This window comes from Amycolatopsis sp. NPDC049868, from assembly GCF_044461365.1.
In the GTDB taxonomy this organism is placed as follows: Bacteria; Actinomycetota; Actinomycetes; order Mycobacteriales; family Pseudonocardiaceae; genus Amycolatopsis.
Genome location: NZ_JBITKV010000014.1, coordinates 75,460 through 96,926 on the forward strand (window position 1 = coordinate 75,460; position 21,467 = coordinate 96,926).

Genomic DNA, 21,467 nt, shown 5'->3' on the forward strand with positions numbered 1-21,467 from the left:
TGAATCATCGCGCCCGGTTCGGGAAACGCGGCTCCGCCCGGAACGATGGCGGCTCACCGGCGGCGCGGCGGGCCAGCTCGTCCTCCCACATCTTGAAGGTGCGCGCGCGCAGCGACCGGATCAACGCCGATTCCTGCGGTTCCACGCGGCGGTTCTCGCGCTTTGCCTGCTGGTAGAGGCCGTCGATGGTCTCGTACAGCGCGAAGATCGGACCGTCGCCCTTGAGCTCGTAGGCACGGGCGCGTTCGGTCTCCTGGACGAACTTCTCCTCGGGCACCTTGCTGATGTCCGAACTCGCCATCGCCCGCAGGACCTCGCGGACGTGCTCCGGCTTTTCGTCGAACTCGCCGGAGCTCAGGTTGAGGAGGTAACCCGTCAGGCCGCCGTCGGGAGTCGACTCGACGCGGTAGGTCTTCCCGAAGTAGGTGTAGAAGGACGGTGTCTGGATCACGTGTTCTCCTCCGGCGGCAGGCCCTTGCGGAGACCGGCCATGAACTTCTCCCGGACCCGGTCCATCAGCGCCGCTTCCAGCAGGGCCTGCTCCGGGGACAACCGCTTCTTGTTGTCCTCGTCCAGTGTCCGGTTGTACGTCGGGAAGTCGCGGCGGACCTCGTACAAGGCGTGTTCGTAGGCCGAGACGGTGTCGATATGCCTCAGGTGCAGCCGCAGTTCGGCGACATGTCCGTTCGGCAGCCGGACGTTCATTTGCAGATCGCGGTACCCGCTGTCCTGCGGATTCGCGAACCGGTCGTCGAAGCTGACGATCCGGAGATCCGGATCGGCCATCACCGCGTTCAGCGCGTTGTAGACGTCGGCCAGCGTGTCGAACTGGATCTTCACGCCCACCAGGTCGGTGAGTTTCGACGCGTCGCCGTCGTAGCCCGCGATCTTCGCCTTCGCGCGGTCGTCATCCTTCGGGCCGGGACGGCCGGAAGCGTCGCCGTTGTTGTCCGCCGCGATCCGCTCGGCGATCCGGTTGAGATCGCCCTGATTCCGCGGCCAGGCCTCCCGCTCGGCGTCCAGGAATTCCTGGATCTTCGCGGTGTCGCCCTTGTCCGCGCGATCGAAGCCGGCGTGATACTGATCGCCCGGTTCCACGTCGGCGGCGATCTCCGCCGCCGCGTTCGCGAGGTCCCGCTGCTCCTGCGTCAGCGGGGTGTCTCCAGGACCGTCCTGGTGGACGTCGTCGATCATCTGGTGGCCGCGTTCCTCGACGTCACGCAGGGCGTCTTCGAGGATCGGGATGGCCTCGGGGTGCAACAGCAGGCTGCCGATGGTCATCGGGTTGTTCAGCAGCGAAGCGCGCAGGTACGCGTTGTCCGGGTGCTCCATCAGCCGGACGAGTTCCGGATGCGCGGGCAGCTGCTCGCGGATGAAGTCCCGCATCGGCCCGACGTCGTGCTTGACCCCGTTTTCGTCCTCGTGGACGGCCCGCTTCTTGTCCGGGTCGAGTCCGTCCACCGCGGCCGCGACCTCGGGATCGTTCAGGAACCGTTCGGCGTCGGCCCGGTCCCCGTGCGACGGCTCGTCGGGTGCTATGCCGTAGCCCGCGTCGCGCGGCGGCGTCACGATCGGACGGCCGTCCGGCCCGATCCGCGACGGCTGCACTTCGGGCGCGTCTTCCCTGGCGAACGCGATCCGCGGGTCCACCGCCGGCTGATCCGGCCGCGCGAACGCGATCCGCGGATCGACAGGCCGCGTCGACGAGGTCTCCGTCCGCGTGGTGTGCCCGTCGGCGTGCTGCGCGGCCGGGCCCTCCGGGACACCGACGTGCATCAGCTTCATGCCCAGCGGCGGATGCGGCAGGTTCATCAGCGCGCCCGACTGCGGGTCGAGGAACGCGACGCCGTCACGCGTGTTCGCCACCATCGCGACGTGGCCGCGCTCGACGCCGTTCTCGTCGAGGTACTTCACCGCGACGACCGCGTGGTGATCGGTCGGCATGCCGCGCATCTCGCGGATCACGGTGTCGTAGTCGGCGCGGTCGGAGAACTGCCCGCCGAACCGCTCTTCGACGTGCTCCAGCGTGCCGCGGCTGTCCATCTCGTGGACGAGCAGCGGATCGGCGGTCGAGTCGATGCCGTTCAGCCGGTCCATGTACGCGCCCGGCGTGCGGGTGCAGTTGGAGCGGTAGCCGTTCGCCAGCGCGTCGGGGTCGTTGAAATGCGGGTTGACCTCGCCGAGCCGCGGGTGCCGGTCCGCGATGTACGCGGCCTGCTGCGCGGGGCTCGCCGAACCGGCGTGGATCGCCGGTTCGCTCGGCGGGTTGGTCGCGACCGCCATCGACGAGTAGTCGCGTTCCGGGACCGGCAGTTCGGCCGTGTCGTCGGTGGCGGAGTGGTCCTGAGCGGGCTCCTCGCCGTACTCGGGTCCCTTGTCGGCGTCCGCGACCGTGTGCTCCGCCGGGTTCTCGGCGGTGAGGTGCGGGGTCTGCGGCTCGTCGAAACCGCCGAGGCGCGCCATCGACCGCGCCTGGGCGAGACGGGCGAGTTCCGGTGCCTCCGCGGCGTGCCGGGCCCGCCGCTCGTCCATCTTCTGCTTGGCGGTCTCGGGGTCGAGGTAGCGCGGGTCGCCGGGAGTGACCTCTTCGGCGTGGATGACCCACTTCGGCCGGTCGACCAGCGGCGGAGTCTTGAACTCCTTGCTGTGCACGTAAAGCTGAGTCTTCGGCTTGTTGATGGCCTCGTTCTCGCCCGGATTCTCCGCGAGCGAAGAGACGTCCTTGCCCGTCTTCGAGACGATGTGGATCTCGACGTCCTGGCCGAACTTCGACTTCGTGTCCGGCGACGTCTTGATGGTGGAACTGGTCATCGTCGGCTCGACGACGGTCTGACCGGGCTCGTAGTGCGCCGCCATGATCGCGGCGGCTTGCATGTCGCCCTTGGTGTCGATACCGCGGATGGCCTCGCCGTGGAAGTTCGGCAGCTCGCTGAGCGCGCCGACGATCGCCCGGGTGCTGCGCTGGGCGTTTTCGAAGTCGGGGTGCGCCTCGCCGCGCCGGTTCGCTTCGTTGATCGCGTAGGCGTGTTCGCGCGAGTACGAGTAGATCGCTTCGGCGGCTTCGGGCGAGACGCGATCCTTCAGCGGGCTGGCTTCGAGACGCTTCAGCGCCTTTTCGCGGGCCTGCTCGGCGAGGTCGGCGTTGTCGTAGCGGTCCCGGAGGCTCTTGTGATCCTCAGGCGTGCCACGGAACCCGTCGTCGTCGAGGTAGCTCTCGTCGAGTCGGGCCGGCGTTTCTTCCGGGCCCTTGAGCCGCTCGGCGATGTCGAGTTCGGTCTTGGGCGCCTGGTCCTGGACGGGGGTTTCGGCCTCGTGCGTCTTGTCCGTGTGCGGCTCGGTGTGCGCCGTCTCAGGTGCCTTCGGTGCTTCGGGTGCTTCCGGCGTGTGGACGTGCGGAGCGTCGCCGCCGCCCATCGGCATCGCCTTGATCGACGTCGGATCGTCGGGCAGCGTCGCGAGCCGCCCGGTCATCGGGTCGGCGAAGACGACGCCGTGCGGCGTGTTCACCGCGGCGACGATGCGCGTCTCGATCCGGTCCTTGGACCGCGGCGAGCCTTCCGGCGCGTTCGGATCGGCCGCGGCGTGATGCTCGAACGCCACCGCGGTCCGCGCGCCGACCGGACGTTCGCCCAGCTCACGGGCGACGTCGGCGAAACCGCCGCGATCCGACCACTGCCCGCCGAGCCGGTCGCTGACGTGCTGCAACGGCGAACCGCCGGTCGACGGCCCGGCGACGGAATCGCCACCGTTCATCCGGTCTTCGAACGCGACCAGCGCCTCGGCCGAGTTCGTCTGGTAGCCGTCCTTCCACGACTCGGGCGCGTAGTAGTTGCGGGTGTTGGCCTCGCCGATCGCGGGGATCTCGTCCATGACCAGCCGGACCTGCTGATGCGGCGTCTCGGTGGAACCGGCGTGGATGACCGGCGTCCCGCCCTCTTCGAGCGGTTTCGCCAGCTCGGACCAGCCGCCGTCGGGCGCGTGCTCCCTCGGCGGCTTCGGGGTCTCCCGGACCGGGACGTCCGTGGCGTCGACCCAGCCACCCTTGCCGTCGGCCAGCTTGGTTTCGAACGCGTCGAAGCCCTTGGACTCGAAGAGTTCCGGGTGATCGCGGCGCAGCTGGGCTTCCTGGTCGGCGGCTTCCTGCGCCAGCCGCTCCTGCACGGCGTTGTTGTAGTCGCGCCGCTCGGCGACCTTCTGGTGGACCTCGTCCGGGCTCAGGTGGCCGTCGTCACCGGCGACGACCTCTTCGCATTCGATGATCCACTTCGGCAGGTTGTTCGGCGAGCCGTCGTCCAGCCGCTCCTTGTAGTCCGGGTGTTCGGGATGCCCCGGGCCCGGCTTGACGTCGGTGACGCGCAGCTGCGTCGCCGACTTCATCAGCACTTCGCGTTCGTCCTTTTTGGACGCTAGGTCTTCGATATGGCGTCCGGTCTTCGACTGGATGCGCATCTCGACTTCGCCGGGGAACGTGCTGCGCGGATGGTCGGGCGTGACCCGCGACGTGCTCAGCATCTGCGGGTCGACCATGACCTGGCCCTTGGCGTGCGCATCGAGGAAGGCCCGGATCGCGCTCTCGTTGCCGTTGAAGTTCACCCGCCGCGAGACGAGACCCTCGTAGGCGGGCATCTCGTTGAGACCGGAGGTGATCGCCTCGATATGCGGCCGGAGCGCGTCCAGCTCCGCGCCACCGTGACGCTGGGCGTGCGTGATCCGCTCGGCCATGTCGGTCCGCGTGTAGCTGTGCACCGCGTAGGCGCCCTGATCCGACATTTCCTTGACGCGCGGGTCTTCGTGGGCGTCGCGTTTGGCGAGACCTTCGCGGCGGACCTGTTCGCTCCGCGCTTCCCCGGTGTCCTTGTCGAAACCGCGTTTGTCGATCTGCGTCTCGGCGAGCGCGCGGTAGGCGGCGGGATCGTCCGTGTGGAAGTCCGGGTCGGTCAGGTACGGCTCGTCGACAGTGGTCTTGTCGTCGGGCGTGACGTCCTGGGGCGCCTCGGTGTCGTGAGGAGCGTCGGTGTCCTTGGGGCTCTCGACGTCCTTCGGCGTCTCGGTGTCCTTGGGGACTTCCGTGTCCTTGGGGAGCTCGGTGTCCTTGGGAGCCTGGGTGTCCTTCGGGAGCTCGGTGTCCTTGGGCGGGTTCCCGCCGTGGTCCTGGGGCACCTGCTGCGGCGCGTGCTCCACCGGCCGCACCGGTGGCTGCTGCTGCGGACGCTGTGGCTGCTGGGGGCCCGTGTTCCCATCTTGGCCGGGGTGGCCGGGGCGCGGGGCCGGGACCTGCGGCGGACGTTGCGGACCACCGAACCGCGGCGGCTCGGCACCGGGCGGCATCGGCCGTCCGGGCTGCTGTCCCGGACGCCCCGGCGGACCGGGGTGGTGACCGGGCGGAGGCGGCGGCATCGGGCCGCGGTTGCCGGGGAACGGGCCGTTGCCCGGATGCTGGGGCCGCGGCGGAGGCGGCGGGTAGCCCGCCGGACCGCGGTTGCCCGGAGGCGGACCGGGCGGAGGTGTCTGCGGGCGCGGCGGAACCCCGCCGTGCTGGCCAGGTCCCGGCCTGCCCTGATAACCCTGGGGCGGCCGCGGCGGACCCTGCGGACCCGGCGGCTGCGGCGGTTGCTGAGGACGCTGCCGAGGCCCGTGGTCCTGCGGATGTCCGCCCTGGCCAGGGTGCGGCGGCGGAGGCTGCGGCCCGGTCGGCCGCGGGCCCATCGGGCCGGGCTGCCCCTGCTGTCCTCGATGCGGCATCGGTCCGCCGCCACCACCACCCGGAGAAGGCGCGAAACCACCCGGAGGCGGCGGCTGCATCGGCTGCTGGCCCTGGAAGGGCATCGGCGCGGGCGGCTGGTCGAACCGCGGCTGCTGCGGTCCGCCGTTGCTGGCGAGGCCTGCGGCCTGGACGCCGTCGTTCGGCCGGGCGGGCCGGGACGGATCGTGTCCGCCGGACGGGAACCCGCCTGGCGTGGGCCCATTGCCCGGCGGGTTGCCGCCGGGCGCCATGCCGTAACCACCCGACGGGGCGGACGAGCCCGAACCCGGGTTCGACGCCATGCCGTAGCCGCCCGAACTCGACGGCGCGCCCGTCGAGGCGGGGGCACCGGAGGAAGCGGCGGGCGGCATCGCGCTGGACTGCGAAGGACCGGACGCCGGTCCCTGCGAAGGACTGTGCGACGGGGCCGGGCCGGATGCCGGTCCCTGCGAAGGGCTGGGCGCCGGGCTCGCCGCAGGTGTCTGGGCCGGGCTCGCCGCCGGTGCCTGCTGCTGGGCGGCGGGTGCCTGCTGCTGATTCCCCGCCGCGGCCTGCTGTTGTTGCTGCTGACCGGATCCGTTGTCCGCGGCGGCCGCCGGTGCGTTCTGGTGGGTCTGTGCCGCACGCTGACCGTCGCCGGTGTTCGCCGGGGCGTCCGCCGGACGTTCCGGAGCCTGCGTCGAGGACTGGCTGACCCGGTCGCCGTCGGCCGCCCGCTGGGGTTGCGGGTCAGCGGACCCGGACGTACTCCGTGCCGAAGACTCACCGTCCGAAGTGGACCGTGGTGCCGGGTCCGAAGAAGAGTCCGGCCGCGAAGAGGAATCCGAAGAAGAACCGGAATCCGACGAAGAGTCCGACCTGGAAGAGCTCGAGTCCGACGAAGAACCGGAGTCCGACGAAGAGCCGGAGTCCGACGAAGAGCCGGAGTCCGACGAAGAACCGGAGTCCGACGAAGAACCGGAGTCCGACGAAGAACCAGAGTCCGACCGCGAAGAACCCGAGTCAGAAGACGAACCCGGGTCCGAAGAACCCGGCGTGCGCGAAGGCGTCCCGGAATCCCCGGAATCCACATCCGGCGCCGAAGGACCGTCGCCCGCCGAGGGGCCGGGTGTGTTCGCGGCCTTGATGTCGCCGATCTGGCTCTTGGCCCCGTCGACACCGCCGCCGACCGCCCCGCCGGACGCGCCCATCAGGACGTCCTTGGCCGAAAGCTTGTCCAGGTCACCGGTGACGGCGGCCTGGCCGACCGTGCTGGCGACCCCTTCGGCCGCGCCGCGGACGGCACCTCGCGCCGCGCTGTCGACGATCTGGCCGCCGACGCTGTCGGAAAGTCCCTTGGTGGCGCCCTTGCCGATACTGCTGCTGCCCGCGCCGACCACGCCGTCGACGGCGCCGCTGATCGCGGAATCCTTGGTCTTGCTGAAGTCCCAGCTGTCGCGGTCGCCCTTGGCCATCTGCAGGCCCTGGATCCCCGCGTCCATGGCGAGGTTCATCGCCGTGTTCTGCAGGACCTCCTTGCCGATCTTCTTCAGGCCCTCCTTGAGCAGCTTCTCAAGGAGTTCCTTCGCGACCTTCTTGAAGCCTTCCTGCGCGAGCTTCTGCATCAGCTGGCGGAAGATCATCTGGACGGTCATGCGGGTGGCGATCTGCGCCGGCGCGATCCCGGCCGTCGAACCGCCGAACGTCACCGCCGCGGCCGCGATCATCGCGACGATCTGGGCGGCCAGGATCACCAGCGAGATGATGATCATGTACTTCGTGTATTCGACGTCCAGCGCGGTCGCGTTGCACGAGTCACCGAGCGCCTTCGAAGAATCGGCGAGCGACTTGAAGTACGCCTCGTCGCCCTCGACGAACTTCTTCCAGGCCTCGGCGAACTTCTCCGCGCCCTGACCGCTCCAGCCGCCGAGGACCTCGGTGGCGCCCTTGGTCGCGGTGTCGGCGATCGGCTGGATCGCCTTCGACGCGTTGTGCCAGGCGTCGCGCAGTTCGCGGAGCTTGTCTTCGTCGCCTTCGGGCCAGCTTTCCCCGACGACGATCGGCAAGAGCCACTTGACCGCGTCGGGCATCTCCATACCCACGGCGCTAGACCTTCTTGTCCAGCGTCGACTTGATCTCTTCCTCGGCGTTCGTGAACGCGGTCATCGACCGTTCGACGTTGTGCTGCATGCCCCGCAGCGCCTCGACGATGTTCGCGAACCCCTCGGACGATCCCTGCGCGCCCGGCTCGTAGTCCTTCGCGAACTCCTTGCCCGCGTCGTCGTTGCCCCAGCACTGGCCGAGCGAGTTCATCGCGGCCAGTAGTTCCTTGCCCGCCTCGTCCAGCTGGTCCGCGGCGATCCCCAATTTGGCCGCGGCCGTCTTCACCGCATCCGGATCCGCGGTGAATCCGGCTCCGCCCCCACCGTTCGGCATCAGACCCCCCTGGTCAGCCAGCTCGAAGGCGGCTCTTCCTCATCGTCGTCCTGCTGACGCACCCGTTTCGGCACCGGTTTCGGCGTCGGTGGCGCGGGCGGAGCGGGGGGCGGCGGAGGCGGCGGGGTGTCGTCCTTGATCATCAGCGGGGCGTCGAAGTCTTCGTCGGACTTCGCCGGCGCCTCTTCCTCTTCGGCCGCGAGGAAGTCTGGGATCGCCGGCATCAGCCCCTGTAGCGAGGGCGCGCCTTCGATGAGGTCGGAGAGGTCCGGCAGCCCCTCGGTGATCGGTGCCATCAGCTCGGCCACCTGCTGCTTGACCTGCAGCGATCCCTGGCGGACCAAGGTCAGCACGGTGTTGGCCAGCTGCGCGGGGTTGGTGCGCTCGAAGGCGTTCGGCTGGATCTCGAGTTTGGCGAGGGTGCCGGTCGCGTCGATCGTGGCGCGGACGAGGCCGTCCTGCGAGACCACCGTCGCCGACGTCTGAGAAGCGGCTTCCTGCGCGTCCCGGAGCTGGGCCGTCTGGCGCTCGAACTGTTCGAGCAGCGTGTCGACCTGGTCCTTCATGGCGGCATTGCGCGCTTCGAGGCGTGCGCTGTCGTCGCCGGCCGTCGTCACTTGAGCCCCCGCTAGTGCTGGATCCCGGGCATACGCCACCCGGTGTCGGTATGCGTCACCCTAATGCCAACGCCCGCGCCATATCACCGGATCTGGCGTTTTCGCACCGCGAGCAGATGACCGGCGGCTCCCGCCAGGTAGAGGACGGTCGCCGTGACGAGCAGCCCCGGCGAGCGGCCGTCGGGCGGAATCACCGTCGCGGCCAGCGAGACCGCGACGACCTGGGTGATGTTGAAGAGCGTGTCGTAGAGCGCGAAGACCCGTCCCCTCGCTTCGTCGGCGACGTCGAGTTGTACCGAGGAATCGACGCAGAGTTTCAGCACCTGCCCGGCCCCGGTCACCAGGAAGGCCGCGAGCAACGCGGTGGGGATCGTCATCGGCAGGCCGAGCGCGGATTGCGCGACCGCCGCCAGCACCAGCGCCCCCACCACGACGCGGACCCTGCCGAACAGCCTGATCAGCCGGGCGGTCAGCAGTCCGGCGACGAGGATCCCGGCACCGGCCAGCGCCGCCATCCAGCCCAGCCCCGTCATCCCGGCGTGGAAGTGGTTGCGCATCAGCAGGACGGTCACCAGCAACGAGACGCCGTACGACGCACGATGAGCGAACAGCGCGAGGAACCCGGCCGTGACGCTGGGCGTGCGCCAGGCCGCCTTCGCGCCGTCGGCCAGGCCGCGGGCGACGGCGAGGGCCGGGTTCGACGGCTCGTCGACCGTCGAAGGCCCGAGCAGTCCGCGCGCGAATCCGGAAGCGAGGACGGCGGCGCCGATCCCGCCCAGCGCGGCGACGGCGGTGACCCAGGCGGAACCGGAGTCGTCCGCGCCGGTCAGCGCCCGGAGGCCGATCGCGCAGCCGCCCCCGGCGACGGCGAGCACCGAACCCCAGGTGGCGGCGAAGGCGTTCGCGGCCACCACGGACTTCTCTTCGACGACGTGCGGAAGTGACGCGGACAGACCCGAGCCGATGAACCGGGAGATGCCTTCGGACGCCAGCGCGAGGGAGAACAGCCCGATCCCGGCCGCGCCCGTGCCCACGGCGACGGCCGTCGCGAGGATGGTGGCCGACCGCAGGAGGCTCGCGAAGACCAAGACCTTCCGGCGGTCCCAGCGGTCGAGCAGCGCGCCCGCGAACGGGCCGACGATCGAATACGGCAGCAGCAACGCCGCGAACCCGCCCGCCATGGCGAGCGCGTCGGCGGCGCGTTCGGGGTTGAAGAGGACGGCTCCGGCCAGTCCGGCCTGGTACATGCCGTTGCCCCAGTGCGCGGAGAACCGCGTGAACAGTAGTCGGCGGAAGTCACGGTCGCGGACGAACGCCCTGGTGGGCGCCGTGGCGGTGGTCGTCACGACAGCAGCCTACAAAGAAAGGCCGGTGCGCTTTGAGGTCGCCTCTCGGCGGCTATGCGCAGTGTGGCTCCAGCCGGACGGTATTCCACAAAGGCGGTTCTTCAGTGAGCCCGGGGGACACGGAAAGCGCACCGACCGTTGTGTCCAACGGTGCTCGTGATGCTGTTGTTCCCAGAGCCGGACGATTTGTCTCCGCTCGAAGTGGGATCATGGCGGACGTGCCAGCGGACGCCGAGGTCGAACCGGGAACGCTCCTGGTCGCCGCCCCCACGATGTTCGATCCCAACTTCCGGCGAACCGTCGTGTTCGTCATCGATCACCGGGACGAGGGAACGCTCGGCGTCGTGCTCAACCGGCCGAGTGACGTGCCGGTGTACGACGTGCTCCCCAACTGGGGCGGGCACGTCGCCGAGCCGCAGTCGGTGTTCGTCGGCGGCCCGGTCGAGAAGAAGACAGCGTTGTGCCTGGCCGCGCTGCGGACCGGCGAGACGGCGTCGAGCGTGCCCGGCGTGATCGCCGTCCGGGGCCCGGTCGCGCTGGTCGACCTCGACACCGATCCCGAGATCCTGGTGCCGAAGGTCCGGGGCGTGCGGGTGTTCGCCGGGTACGCGGGCTGGGATTCCGGCCAGCTGGCGAACGAGATCGAACGCGACGACTGGGTGATCGTCCCGGCGCTGCCCAGCGACGTCCTCGCCTCGCCGCACCACGACCTGTGGGGCCAGGTGCTGCGGCGTCAGGGCATCCCGCTGGCGCTGCTGGCCACCCACCCGGGAGACCTTCAGCGCAACTAGGCGGTAGCGGTGTCGGCCTTCTTGAAGACACCGCAGGTGCCGCACGCGCAGCCACTGCAGCCGGCGGGCCGCTCCGGTTCGGGCTCCGGCACCGTCGCGGCGGCGCGGTTGCCGAGCACTCCCCCGGCCGCGACCAGCGCGACCATCCCGGCCACGCCCACGAACGAGGCGAGCAGCAGCCCGAATGTCGTCGGCATGACCAGCGCGGCGATCCCCGCGAGCACGGCGATCAGACCACCGGCCAGCGTCGGGACCCCGGCGACCTTGTTGCCGAGCCGGAAGGCGTCCTCACTGCGCATCGTGGCGGCGGTGCGCACGCCGGCGCCGCGGTCACGCGGCAGCTTCTCGCGCAGGCCGAGGAACCCACCCCAGCCGACGAGGACACCCAGCACGATCGGGACCAGCGCTATGACGAACACTCCACGAGGATAAGCGTGACGTTCCGGCAACCTGCCGGATACCCTGATCGACTGTGCTACAGGCCATGTCACGCCGAGCTTTAGCCAGCGCCCTGATCGGGGCCCTCCCCCTCACCCTGATGGCCGCACCGGCCGCCGAAGCGGGTCACCGTCCGCTTCGCCTGGTCGGGGAACAGCGCGTCCCCAACGCCCTGCCCTACGAGGGCACCGTCGTCGGTGGCCTGTCCAGCATCGACTACGACCCCCGCACCGGCGAGTACGCGCTGATCTGCGACGACCGCTCCGCCATCGACCCGGCGCGGTTCTACACGGCGAAGTTCTCCCTCGACGCCAAGGGCCTCGGCCCGGTGACCTTCACCGGCACCAAGCCGCTCCTGCGTCCCGACGGCACGTCGTACCCGCCGCTCGCGAAGAACGACCCCGCGCAGCCGCCGAACATGCAGACCATCGACCCCGAAGAGTTGCGCGTCGACCCCTGGACCGGTCGGTACGTCTGGTCGCAGGAGGGCGAGCGGTCGGCCGCGGCGCGGATCGACCCGTCGATCCGCGAGGCGGAGCGCGACGGCTCCTACGTCCGTGACCTGCCGATTCCCGCCAACGAGAAGATGGCCGAGACGGCAGGGCCGCGGCAGAACCTCGCCCTCGAAGGCCTCACCTTCGCGGGCTTCGGGTCGCTGGTCGCCAGCTCGGTCGAGGGCCCGCTGCTCCAGGACGGCCCGGAGGCGAACACCACGTCGGGTGCCCTTTCGCGGATCACCGTGCAGTCGCGGTTCGGTCCGGTCCTCGCGCAGTACGCGTACCCACAGGAGAAGGTCTTCGCGTCCCCGAACCCGCCCGGCGCGTTCGCGACCACCGGCATCTCGTCGCTGCTGGCCGTCGACCAGGCCGATCCGACGCGCTACCTGGTGATGGAGCGGTCGTTCGTCACCGGCGTCGGCAACAAGGTCCGCATCTACGAAATCGACACCAAGGGCGCCACGAACATCCTGAACACGCCCTCCCTCGCCGACGCGAAGAAGGTCAAGCCGGTCAAGAAGCGCCTGCTCGCGGACCTCGCGGACTTCGAACTGTCCACGGTGGACAACGTCGAGGGCATGACCTGGGGCCCGCGCCTCCCGACCGGGGAGCGCAGCCTGGTCCTGGTCAGTGACAACAACTTCTCCGCGACCCAAGTGACCCAGTTCATCGCTCTGGCGGTCCCCTCGGAACGCCTTTGACCTGGGCGTTAAACTGGACTCATGAACACGGCTCGGCTGCTCCTTAGCCTGCCGCGCTGAACTCGGCCGAACGGCCGGGACCAGCGCGGCGACCCCTCATGCCCTCCGGGCTGAGGGGTCGAGTTGTTTCTGGAGTGGCTTGACGTGGATGAGCACGGAGGATTTCGGCGATGAACCAGGCGAGCGAAGGCGCCGACGCGGCCCCCCAGCACCGCTATACCGCGGAGCTGGCGGGCCAGATCGAGCAGCGTTGGCAGGACTACTGGTCCGACCACGGCACCTACCACGCACCGAACCCGGTGGGCCCGCTCGCGGACGAGAGCGGTGAGGTCCCGTCGGACAAGCTGTTCGTCCAGGACATGTTCCCGTACCCGTCGGGCTCCGGCCTGCACGTCGGGCACCCGCTGGGCTTCATCGCGACCGACGTCTTCGCGCGGTATCACCGCATGATCGGCCGCAACGTGCTGCACACGATGGGCTTCGACGCCTTCGGCCTGCCCGCCGAGCAGTACGCGGTGCAGACCGGGCAGCACCCGCGCAAGACGACCGAAGAGAACATGGAGACCTACCTGCGCCAGATCCGGCGCCTGGGGCTGGGGCACGACGAGCGTCGCCGGATTTCGACGATCGACCCGGACTACTACAAGTGGACCCAGTGGATCTTCCTGCAGATCTTCAACTCGTACTACGACGAGAAGGCGGGCAAGGCCCGGCCCATCGTCGAGCTGGAGACCGAGTACGCGCAGGACAAGCGCCGTACCCCCGACGGCCGCAACTGGTGCGAGCTGACCCGCGCCGAGCAGCTGGAGATCATCGACACGCACCGGCTGGTCTACTTCTCCGAGGCGCCGGTGAACTGGTGCCCCGGCCTGGGCACGGTGCTGTCGAACGAAGAGGTCACCGCCGACGGCCGCAGTGAACGCGGCAACTTCCCGGTGTTCCGGCGCAATCTGCGTCAGTGGATGATGCGGATCACCGCCTACGCCGATCGCCTGGTGGACGACCTGGACCTGCTGGACTGGCCGGAGAAGGTCAAGTCCATGCAGCGCAACTGGATCGGCCGCTCGCACGGCGCGCGGGTGTCGTTCGATTCCGGCGACAAGAAGATCGAGGTCTTCACCACCCGCCCGGACACCCTGTTCGGCGCCACGTACCTGGTGGTCGCGCCCGAGCACCCGCTGGTCGACGAACTGACCGCCGCCACGTGGCCGGAAGGCGTCGACGCGAGCTGGACCGGCGACGCCGCCACCCCGGCCGAAGCGATCGCCGAGTACCGCGCCGCGGCTTCGCGGAAGTCCGAATTGGACCGTCAGGAGAACAAGGAGAAGACCGGCGTCTTCACCGGCTCCTACGCGGTGAATCCGGCCGACGGCAAGGAGATCCCGGTCTTCGTCGCCGACTACGTCCTGATGGGCTACGGCACGGGCGCGATCATGGCCGTCCCCGGCCAGGACACCCGCGACTGGGAGTTCGCCGAGAAGTTCGGCCTGGAGATCATCCGCACGGTCCAGCCGACGGACGGCTTCGACGGCAAGGCGTTCACCGGCGACGGGCCCGCGATCAACTCGGGCTTCTTGGACGGCATGGGCGTCGACGAGGCCAAGAAGACGATGATCGGCTGGCTGGAGGAGAACGAGCACGGCCGCGGCACCGTCCAGTACAAGCTGCGCGACTGGCTGTTCTCGCGTCAGCGCTACTGGGGCGAGCCGTTCCCGGTGGTCTACGACGAGGACGGCCACGTCCACGCGCTGCCGGAAAGCATGCTGCCGGTGGAGCTGCCCGAGGTCGCCGACTACTCGCCGGTGACGTTCGACCCGGAGGACAAGGACAGCACGCCGTCCTCGCCGCTGGCCCGCGCCACCGACTGGGTCGAGGTCGAACTGGACCTGGGCCAGGGCAAGAAGACCTACCGCCGCGACATCAACACCATGCCGAACTGGGCGGGTTCCTGCTGGTACCAGCTGCGGTACCTGGACCCGACCAACCAGGACGTGTTCGTCGCGCCGGAGAACGAGGCGTACTGGGTCGGGCCGCGGCCCGCCGAGCACGGCGTCGACGACCCCGGCGGCACGGACCTGTACGTCGGCGGTGTCGAGCACGCCGTGCTGCACCTGCTGTACTCGCGGTTCTGGCACAAGGTGCTGTTCGACCTGGGCCACGTGTCGTCCAAGGAGCCGTACCGGAAGCTGTTCAACCAGGGCTACGTGCAGGCGTACGCGTACACCGATTCCCGCGGTGTGCACGTCCAGGCCGACCAGGTCGTGGAGCGGGACGGCAAGTTCTTCTTCGGCGAAGAAGAGGTCAAGCAGGAATACGGCAAGATGGGCAAGAGCCTGAAGAATGTCGTGACGCCTGACCAGATGGCCGCCGACTACGGCGCCGACACCTTCCGCTTCTACGAGATGTCGATGGGCCCGCTGGACGTCTCGCGGCCGTGGGCGACCAAGGACGTCGTCGGCGCGCAGCGCTTCCTGCAGCGCCTGTGGCGCCTGGTCGTCGACGAGGAGTCGGGCGAGCTGCGTGTGTCCACAGTGGACGCCACGGACGCCGACCGCAAACAGCTGCACAAGGCGATCGCCGGGGTCCGCGAGGACTACGCGGAGCTGCGGTTCAACACGGCCGGCGCCAAGCTGATCGAGCTGAACAACTACGTCACCAAGACCTACGGCGGCACCGAGGCGACGCCGAGGGAACTGGTGGAGCCGCTGGTGCTGATGCTGGCGCCGCTGGCCCCGCACCTGGCCGAGGAGCTGTGGAAGCGCCTGGGCCACGCGGATTCCCTGGTGCACGGCCCGTTCCCGGTGGTCGACGAGAAATACCTGGTCGAGGACTCCGTGGAGTACCCGATCCAGGTCAACGGCAAGGTGCGTTCCCGCGTCACCGTGCCCGCCGACGCGGGCAAGGACGCCGTGCAGGCGGCCGCGCTGGCCGACGAGAAGGTCGCCGCGCTGGTCGGCGACGGCACCCCGCGCAAGGTGATCGTCGTACCGGGGCGGTTGGTCAACATCGTGCTGTAGCGCCGTGGCCGATTCGTGCCAGCGTCGAGGGTCATGAGGCGATTCGATGGAGTTGTTCAAGGACAACGAAATCGAACGGAGAACACCGCATGACCCTCGACGGCAAGGTGGCTTTGGTGACCGGCGGCAGCCGCGGGATCGGTGCCGCCACGGCGATCCGGCTCGCCGAGGACGGCGCCGACGTCGCGCTCACCTACCAGAACAACGCCGAACTCGCGGCCGGTGTCGTGGACCGGATCAAGGCGCTCGGCCGCCGGGCGCTGGCGATCCAGGCCGACAGCGCCGACGCCGCGGCCGTGGTCTCCGCGGTCGACACGGCGGTCGCCGAATTCGGCAGGCTCGACGTGCTGGTCAACAACGGGGGCGTCGGCTTCGTCGGCCCGCTCGACCAGACGAGCCTGGAGGACATCGACCGCGTGCTCGCGGTCAACGTCCGTGGTGTCTACGTGGCCACCCAGGCCGCGGCCCGGCACCTCGGCGACGGCGGACGCGTGATCACCATCGGCAGCTGCGTTTCGGACCGCGTGCCCGGCCCCGGGATGTCGCTGTACGCGGTGAGCAAGACCGCGCTGCTCGGCATGACCAAGGGACTCGCCAGGGAACTGGGGCCGCGCGGTATCACCGTGAACATCGTCCACCCCGGCCCGACCGACACCGACATGAACCCCGCCGACGGCCCGTACGCCGCCGACCAGCGGAGCCTGACGGTGTTCGACCGCTACGGCTCGCCGTCGGAGGTCGCCGCCACCGTGTCGTTCCTGGCACGGCCGGAAAGCAAGTACGTGACCGCGGCGACCGTGTCGGTCGACGGCGGGCACGCGGCCTGACTCAGTCGGTGGACAGGCCGATCTCGCGCGCGAGATCGGCCAGCATCGCGTCGAAGAGGACGTCCGGTTTCGAGAACGGGATCGGATAGTTGCCGAAGACCTCGAGCGTGACGTGCCCGTAGAGCCGGGCCCAGAACTGGATCATCAGGTACGTCACGCCGAGGTCGAGCTTTTCGAGCGGGAACGTCGCCCCGGACTCCTTCAGCACGGCGAGTAGTTCCTCTTGGAAGGACGTGAGATCGTCCCGCAACTCGGCCGGGACCACGTCGTTCGACGGCGTCACCAGATCGTGCATCGCGAGCACCCGGCCCGCCGCCGCGAGGAAGATCCGCCCGAACGGCTCGCCCAGCCTGCTCAACGTGTCGTCGCCCGCCGGCGACGCGAAGACCAGCGTGAACTCCTTGGTGTGCGTGAGTGCCCAGCGCCGAAATCCCTTGCAGATGGCGAAAAGCTGCAGCGCACCCTCGTCCGGCAGCTGCGCGATGTCCTCGGCGAGCCCGGCCGCCAGATCCGCGACGACGTCCGCGCGAAGATGCTCGACCAGATCGTCGCGGGAACCGTAGTAGCGGTACAACGCCGGCGCCGTGATGCCCAGCTCGCGCGCGATCGCCCGCAGGGTCACGGCCTCCGGCCCCTGCTCGACCAGGAGCGCCCGCGCCGTCCGGCGGATGTCCTGATCGGTCGCGGCCCGCTCGCGACCCCTGCGGCCGGTGTTGGTCATCCGCGCATTCTAGGTGGTCAGTACGGGATTCGCGGCAAATGGACCACCCCGGAGTGGGCTGGCTTCCGCGGCGGCAAATCGTAACGTTCCAGCTTGATGAAACGCGTACTGCTGTTGATCGTGCCCGCCTTGGTCTGTGCCGCTTGCGTTCCCCGATCCGGGCCCGCCGCCGACCCGCCTCCGCCACCCCGGCGTTTCATCTTGGAGGAAACCCCGAGCACCGAACCACCCGCGACCTTCCAGGGCGGTTTCGTCCACAACGCCTGCGCGGTCCTCACCCGTGAGGTGCTGGCCGCCGCGGGCCTGGCGTTGAAGGACGGCTTTCTCCAGGGCGGGCAACGCTTGAGCACCACCGACGGGGACCGCCCCGAACTCGCCGGAACGGGTCTGTGGGCGAGTACGTGCGGCGGCAGTGTCACCGTGTCCGGTGCGCCGCAGCAGATCGACACGAGTGTGAGCCTGAACGTCGTGCACTCGCGATTCTCGCGACGGATGGATTGGCGCGACGCTGTGCTGAAGGTCGGTGCTCGCCGAGGGACCGACGACATCAGAGTGAGTCTCCAGACCGACTACAACATCCTGGAGCTCGGCATTACCGGCTTCACCAGGCTCCCCGATCCCGAAGCGGCCTTGACCGCGCTGCTCGACGGCATCCGCCGGAACGTCGCCCAAGGCCCGCGGTCCATGCCCGTGCACAGCTACCCCGCGCCTTACGACCTCGTCGCCGACCCGTGCGCGGCCTTCCCCGCGGAGGTCTTCCCCACGATCACCGGGCGGCCGACCGATGGCCTGCAGCAGGATCTGTTCAGTTTGAGCGAAACCCCCGGTTCGAAGTACAACACGGTCGAAATGCGCTGTGATCGAGCCGGTCAGGTGGCGCTTTCGGAGGGGATCGCACCGAGCGTCACCGTGAGCCAGACCGTGCTGTCCGTGCCGAACCCCACCGCCGCCATCGCCGCTGTTCGCGAGCATTGCGACTTCAGCCGAGGCGAGCCGCTGCCCAGGCCGATCGGCGAGGCCGGCTGTGGCCTTCCCGGCTCCGACGGCGGCCAGGTCCTCTTCCAGAGTGGCCGCGCGATGGTGCGGATCAGCCTCATCGCCGCGAAGACCGATCCGGCCACCACCCGCGAAAACCTGACCAAAGGCGCGGAGGCCGTCTATGCGCGGCTTACGCCCTCCCCTTGAGGTTCTTCAGGACTTCGGCAGCCACGCCCCGGCCGAGTTCACATGAGTCCTTACCCTCGCGGCCAGCTTTGTCTCCTCGGGAGAGAGAAACCGAGTAAGCGAGCTGATCAGAGACCCCGACCACCACGACGCAATGCCGCTCGTCGCCCGCCGCATTTCCGCCGTACCCAATCGCGGGATAGCCGTCGATGGGAGTGAGTTCCACCCAGCGAGCTACTTTCGGTTTCACGCTCTGATAGGCGAGGCTGATACCTTGATCCGATTTGGTTTGGTAGCTGACCGTGAATCCTGCGCCACTGCCGGACGCGGCATTCCACCTGCAAGCGGCGCCGAGAGCGTCCGTGCTGGGCTTGGCGGGATCTGGTTCACCGAGGAACGACTCGAGTTGCTGAACGGTGAGGGCGCTGTCACAAGGACTTCCGTCGAGCACTGTGGCAGGCAACGGATTCTGCACGGCTGGCGCTCCGCTGTGCGGGACGCCCGCCGCGCTTGGCGATGCGGCGGGCGTGCTTGTACCAGGTGTCGGATTGCCGCGGTTGCCATCGCAAGCCGCCAGGAGCAGGGTGCCGGTTGCCATGAGTGCGAGAGTGGCCACCTGGTGCCGTGAAGTCATTCGAGTGACCCGCGTTTCTTGGTTGCTTCGGCTGCTTGCCGGTCGGTTTCCTCGGTCATTCCCAGTGCTTTTTCCAGTCGGAGGATCAGTTCCGTGAAGTAGTTATCTTGGAACCGCAAGTGTCCTTCATAGTACACCCCGGTTTCTTTTATTCCGTTTGGGCCGTAGACCGCATGCTTGCTCGCAGGCTCATTACCTGGCGCTATGACTTGCTGCAGTTTCCATGCAGTGTCTTGCATTTCGCGGACCAACTTTCGTTGGTCCTGGCACTTCTTGAGCAGGGCGCGCATCTCGTCGCCGCTCATGCTGAAGCCCTGGCCACCGGCCGGTGCCGCTCCACCGCCCACGACGGTGTCACTGTTCTGGAACCAGACGTCCCCGAAGAACGAAGTCATCGAAATCCCCTTACCTCAGTCCGTGCAGGGTCGCGTAGAGGACGTCGACCAGGACATCCCTGCGCCCCGGTTCGAAGCTGACCAGCGGTTCGCCGTCCTCGCCCGGCAGCACGTAGGTGAGGACGCGTCCGGCATGAGCGGTGTCGACCACGGTCAGCGGAGTGCTCCTGGTGCCGTTGTTGACCGCGTAGAGCTGGTGGACGCCGGTTCGTTTCGCCGCCATCAGCTCCCGCGCCGAGGGCAAGGGGTCGTAGTCGGGTTCTTCGGTCGGGTCCTCGAGATCGTACGAATCCTCGTAGACCGGCTGGCCCGAGAAGCGGGATTTCGGGATCTTGACCGGGTCGATCCGGGCCGGTTCGACCGGGGGCAGCATGTCGACCAGCGATTCGGCGCCGTAGCCGGGGTCGATGACGTCGATACGGACCTTCTCGTCCTGGCGGATCACCCGGACCGCGTCCCGGCCGGACGCCGACACGAGGATGTTCCCGGTCTCGTCCGACTCGATGTCGCCGAGCCACGCGGTGAACCGGAGCGGACCGTTGGCCAGCACACGGAGGAGGTCGCGGAACTCCCTGGTCAGGGCGCCTCCGGAGGCCAGCTTCAGCTCGGTGAGGGTGTCGAGCACCGCGTCGTCGAGCTTCTTCTTGGTCTCCTCGGCGAGCCACAGGTGGTCTGGGCCGAGCACCGCGGGCGGGGTGCCGTGGCGCTCCCACTCCCACGCGGTGAGCAGGACGGTCTTCGGCAGGTACAGGGGTGCTTCGAACACGATCAGAGCCCGATCACCGGCGGGACCGGCTTTGTCTCAGTGCCGCCGAAGACACTGTCGGGGTCGGCTTCCTGCAGGTAAGAGGCACGCTTGTGTTCCTCGTCCTCGCCGCCCTTTCCCTTGCCCGCACCGGCGCCCATCGGGCCCATTCCCGGTGCGCCGGGCCGGCCCGCGCCTCCGGCGGGGCCACCGGGCATCCCCGGACGGGCCACCTGACCGGGCTGACCGGGAGTCATCGCCCCACTGCCGCGACCGGGTCCAGGCGCCGAGCCGCTCCCCGGGCCGCCGGACGAACCCGAGCCGGGCCCGAAACCGCCCGTGCCGGGGCCGAAGCCCGGTCCGAAACCACCTCCGCCACCACCAGGGCCGAAGTTGGTGCCGCCGCCGGTACCGGGGCCGAAGGACGGCGGCTGGTAACCCGGATACGACGAAGGCTGCGGAGGCGTATAGCCCGCCGCCCGCGTGCCGTCGTCGTACTGGCCGGGGCGAAAGCCCGGATCGGACGGCTGCGGGCGTGGGACCTCGTACGGCCGGTGGTTCGGCGTTTCGGGGCCGGTCGGTGGAGGCCCCGACGACGGTGGCGGCGGTTGCACCCCGCCCGGAGGCGGCCGGTACCCGTCGCCACCCGAATCCGAGCGCCCGTCGAACCCGCGTACCTTGCCGCCGTCGCCAGGACCGGGCCGGCCGTCGTCGACCTTGAAATCCCCGCCGTCGAACGCGCCGAGCTGCCCGTAGTCGATGGTCCGGCCGGCGTTGTTCGAGGTGGACTGCTCGTTGTAGGCGTTGTAGCGCTCGAGATTCGCCTGCGCCTTTTGGTTGTACTGATTGACCTTGTCTTCGGTGTCGGTGTCCCACGGCGTCACGTCGTCGTAGGTGCCCGTGGTCGGTGGGTCGGCGGCGACTTCGCGGTCCAGCGAGTTCTTCAGCGACACGAATTGATCAAGCTGCGTCTGCGTCAACCCCGAATTGCGCTCCAGGCTCGATGACGCTGACATGGAGGAGTCCGCGAGCGGCTGAAGCTTCGCCCGCGCGGCGTCCGCCGCGCCCCCGGTCCAGGCGGACTCCAACGCCGTCATCACGTCGCGGGTCCCGTCATGCAGCTGGGTCTGGTTCCGCGCCTGCTCACCACCGACCCGGCGCGCTTCTTCCAATGAGCCCGTTCCGGGGCCGTTCACAACGGCTTCGAGCAGCTGCTTTGGCGTCAATCCGCCTTGATTGACCGCGCCGGAGCCGTCACTCGCGTTCGAGGCGACGATGCCGCCGACGATCGCGCCGACCGGCCCGCCCACGGCGAAACCGGCCACGGCACCCGCACCGGTCTTGCCGAGCAGGCCGGTGGCCGCCTCCCACACGTCCCCGAACAAACCCATCGAAGCCCTCCCCGGCCCAATCGGT

The 21,467-nt window shown here is 69.1% G+C and carries 16 protein-coding genes; 5 read left to right on the forward strand and 11 right to left on the reverse strand.

The genetic code is table 11. The features are described 5' to 3' along the window. Positions 1-4: 4 nt before the first annotated feature. The 5 genes from ACIBTM_RS38480 to ACIBTM_RS38500 all read right to left on the reverse strand — a co-directional run bounded on the left by ACIBTM_RS38480 (position 5) and on the right by ACIBTM_RS38500 (position 10,121). Positions 5-451, reverse strand: coding sequence for a hypothetical protein (locus tag ACIBTM_RS38480; RefSeq protein WP_395882069.1), 447 nt, complete (start codon positions 449-451; stop codon positions 5-7). Further along, positions 448-7,818: a toxin glutamine deamidase domain-containing protein gene (locus ACIBTM_RS38485; RefSeq protein WP_395882180.1), complete on the reverse strand. Its 7,371-nt coding sequence runs from the start codon at positions 7,816-7,818 to the stop codon at positions 448-450. Before ACIBTM_RS38485 ends, ACIBTM_RS38480 begins: the two co-directional genes overlap by 4 nt. Before the next feature lie 10 nt (positions 7,819-7,828). Next, complete coding sequence (locus ACIBTM_RS38490) at positions 7,829-8,158, reverse strand: WXG100 family type VII secretion target (protein ID WP_395882070.1); 330 nt, start codon at positions 8,156-8,158, stop codon at positions 7,829-7,831. Beyond that, complete coding sequence (locus ACIBTM_RS38495; protein WP_395882071.1) at positions 8,158-8,775, reverse strand: YbaB/EbfC family nucleoid-associated protein; 618 nt, start codon at positions 8,773-8,775, stop codon at positions 8,158-8,160. The genes ACIBTM_RS38490 and ACIBTM_RS38495 overlap by 1 nt, the downstream gene beginning before the upstream one ends. Positions 8,776-8,858: 83 nt before the next feature. Next, entirely contained in the window at positions 8,859-10,121 is a 1,263-nt protein-coding gene (locus ACIBTM_RS38500; RefSeq protein ID WP_395882072.1) for an MFS transporter, read from the reverse strand. 209 nt (positions 10,122-10,330) lie between these two features. Between ACIBTM_RS38500 and ACIBTM_RS38505 the strand changes: the two genes are divergently transcribed. Continuing rightward, entirely contained in the window at positions 10,331-10,912 is a 582-nt protein-coding gene (locus ACIBTM_RS38505) for a YqgE/AlgH family protein (RefSeq protein WP_007032276.1), read from the forward strand. Here ACIBTM_RS38505 and ACIBTM_RS38510 read toward each other — a convergent pair. Then, positions 10,909-11,331, reverse strand: a complete 423-nt coding sequence (locus tag ACIBTM_RS38510) for an SdpI family protein (RefSeq protein WP_395882073.1) — start codon at positions 11,329-11,331, stop codon at positions 10,909-10,911. The genes ACIBTM_RS38505 and ACIBTM_RS38510 overlap by 4 nt on opposite strands. Before the next feature lie 65 nt (positions 11,332-11,396). On the opposite strand from ACIBTM_RS38510, the gene ACIBTM_RS38515 reads away from it, so the two are divergent. From ACIBTM_RS38515 to ACIBTM_RS38525, 3 genes are all read left to right on the forward strand, one after another. Further along, on the forward strand, positions 11,397-12,548 hold the full coding sequence (locus tag ACIBTM_RS38515; protein WP_395882074.1) for an esterase-like activity of phytase family protein: 1,152 nt from the start codon (positions 11,397-11,399) through the stop codon (positions 12,546-12,548). Positions 12,549-12,718: 170 nt separating this feature from the next. Further along, on the forward strand, positions 12,719-15,565 hold the full coding sequence (gene leuS / locus ACIBTM_RS38520) for a leucine--tRNA ligase (RefSeq protein WP_395882075.1): 2,847 nt from the start codon (positions 12,719-12,721) through the stop codon (positions 15,563-15,565). An 89-nt stretch (positions 15,566-15,654) separates the two neighbouring features. Beyond that, complete coding sequence (locus tag ACIBTM_RS38525) at positions 15,655-16,392, forward strand: SDR family oxidoreductase (protein ID WP_125731332.1); 738 nt, start codon at positions 15,655-15,657, stop codon at positions 16,390-16,392. Position 16,393: 1 nt separating this feature from the next. Here the strand turns inward: ACIBTM_RS38525 and ACIBTM_RS38530 are convergent, their stop codons facing one another. Further along, on the reverse strand, positions 16,394-17,113 hold the full coding sequence (locus ACIBTM_RS38530; RefSeq protein WP_395882076.1) for a TetR/AcrR family transcriptional regulator: 720 nt from the start codon (positions 17,111-17,113) through the stop codon (positions 16,394-16,396). Between the two features lie 93 nt (positions 17,114-17,206). On the opposite strand from ACIBTM_RS38530, the gene ACIBTM_RS38535 reads away from it, so the two are divergent. After that, on the forward strand, positions 17,207-18,298 hold the full coding sequence (locus tag ACIBTM_RS38535; protein ID WP_395882077.1) for a hypothetical protein: 1,092 nt from the start codon (positions 17,207-17,209) through the stop codon (positions 18,296-18,298). On the opposite strand, the gene ACIBTM_RS38540 is transcribed toward ACIBTM_RS38535, so the two are convergent. The 4 genes from ACIBTM_RS38540 to ACIBTM_RS38555 are packed head-to-tail and all read right to left on the reverse strand — an operon-like array spanning position 18,282 to position 21,442. Next, positions 18,282-18,875: a DUF3558 domain-containing protein gene (locus ACIBTM_RS38540; protein WP_395882078.1), complete on the reverse strand. Its 594-nt coding sequence runs from the start codon at positions 18,873-18,875 to the stop codon at positions 18,282-18,284. The genes ACIBTM_RS38535 and ACIBTM_RS38540 overlap by 17 nt on opposite strands. 32 nt (positions 18,876-18,907) lie before the next feature. Continuing rightward, the gene (locus tag ACIBTM_RS38545) at positions 18,908-19,306 is read right to left on the reverse strand and encodes a hypothetical protein (RefSeq protein ID WP_395882079.1); all 399 of its coding nucleotides are present in this window, start codon (positions 19,304-19,306) and stop codon (positions 18,908-18,910) included. 10 nt (positions 19,307-19,316) lie between these two features. Next, positions 19,317-20,072, reverse strand: coding sequence for an ESX secretion-associated protein EspG (locus ACIBTM_RS38550; RefSeq protein WP_395882080.1), 756 nt, complete (start codon positions 20,070-20,072; stop codon positions 19,317-19,319). A gap of 2 nt (positions 20,073-20,074) precedes the next feature. After that, positions 20,075-21,442 carry a hypothetical protein gene (locus tag ACIBTM_RS38555; protein WP_395882081.1) on the reverse strand — a complete coding sequence of 456 codons (1,368 nt, stop codon included), beginning with the start codon at positions 21,440-21,442 and terminating at the stop codon, positions 20,075-20,077. Positions 21,443-21,467 lie beyond the last annotated feature (25 nt).

Excerpts from the sequence above, each read along its gene's own strand:
- ACIBTM_RS38490 (WP_395882070.1), bottom strand. The coding sequence starts at position 8,158 with ATGCCGAACGGTGGGGGCGGAGCCGGATTCACCGCGGATCCGGATGCG.
- ACIBTM_RS38530 (WP_395882076.1), bottom strand. The coding sequence starts at position 17,113 with ATGACCAACACCGGCCGCAGGGGTCGCGAGCGGGCCGCGACCGATCAG.
- leuS (WP_395882075.1), top strand. The coding sequence starts at position 12,719 with ATGAACCAGGCGAGCGAAGGCGCCGACGCGGCCCCCCAGCACCGCTAT.
- ACIBTM_RS38505 (WP_007032276.1), top strand. The coding sequence starts at position 10,331 with ATGGCGGACGTGCCAGCGGACGCCGAGGTCGAACCGGGAACGCTCCTG.
- ACIBTM_RS38545 (WP_395882079.1), bottom strand. The coding sequence starts at position 19,306 with ATGACTTCGTTCTTCGGGGACGTCTGGTTCCAGAACAGTGACACCGTC.
- ACIBTM_RS38485 (WP_395882180.1), bottom strand. The coding sequence starts at position 7,818 with ATGGAGATGCCCGACGCGGTCAAGTGGCTCTTGCCGATCGTCGTCGGG.
- ACIBTM_RS38555 (WP_395882081.1), bottom strand. The coding sequence starts at position 21,442 with ATGGGTTTGTTCGGGGACGTGTGGGAGGCGGCCACCGGCCTGCTCGGC.
- ACIBTM_RS38525 (WP_125731332.1), top strand. The coding sequence starts at position 15,655 with ATGACCCTCGACGGCAAGGTGGCTTTGGTGACCGGCGGCAGCCGCGGG.
- ACIBTM_RS38540 (WP_395882078.1), bottom strand. The coding sequence starts at position 18,875 with ATGGCAACCGGCACCCTGCTCCTGGCGGCTTGCGATGGCAACCGCGGC.
- ACIBTM_RS38515 (WP_395882074.1), top strand. The coding sequence starts at position 11,397 with ATGTCACGCCGAGCTTTAGCCAGCGCCCTGATCGGGGCCCTCCCCCTC.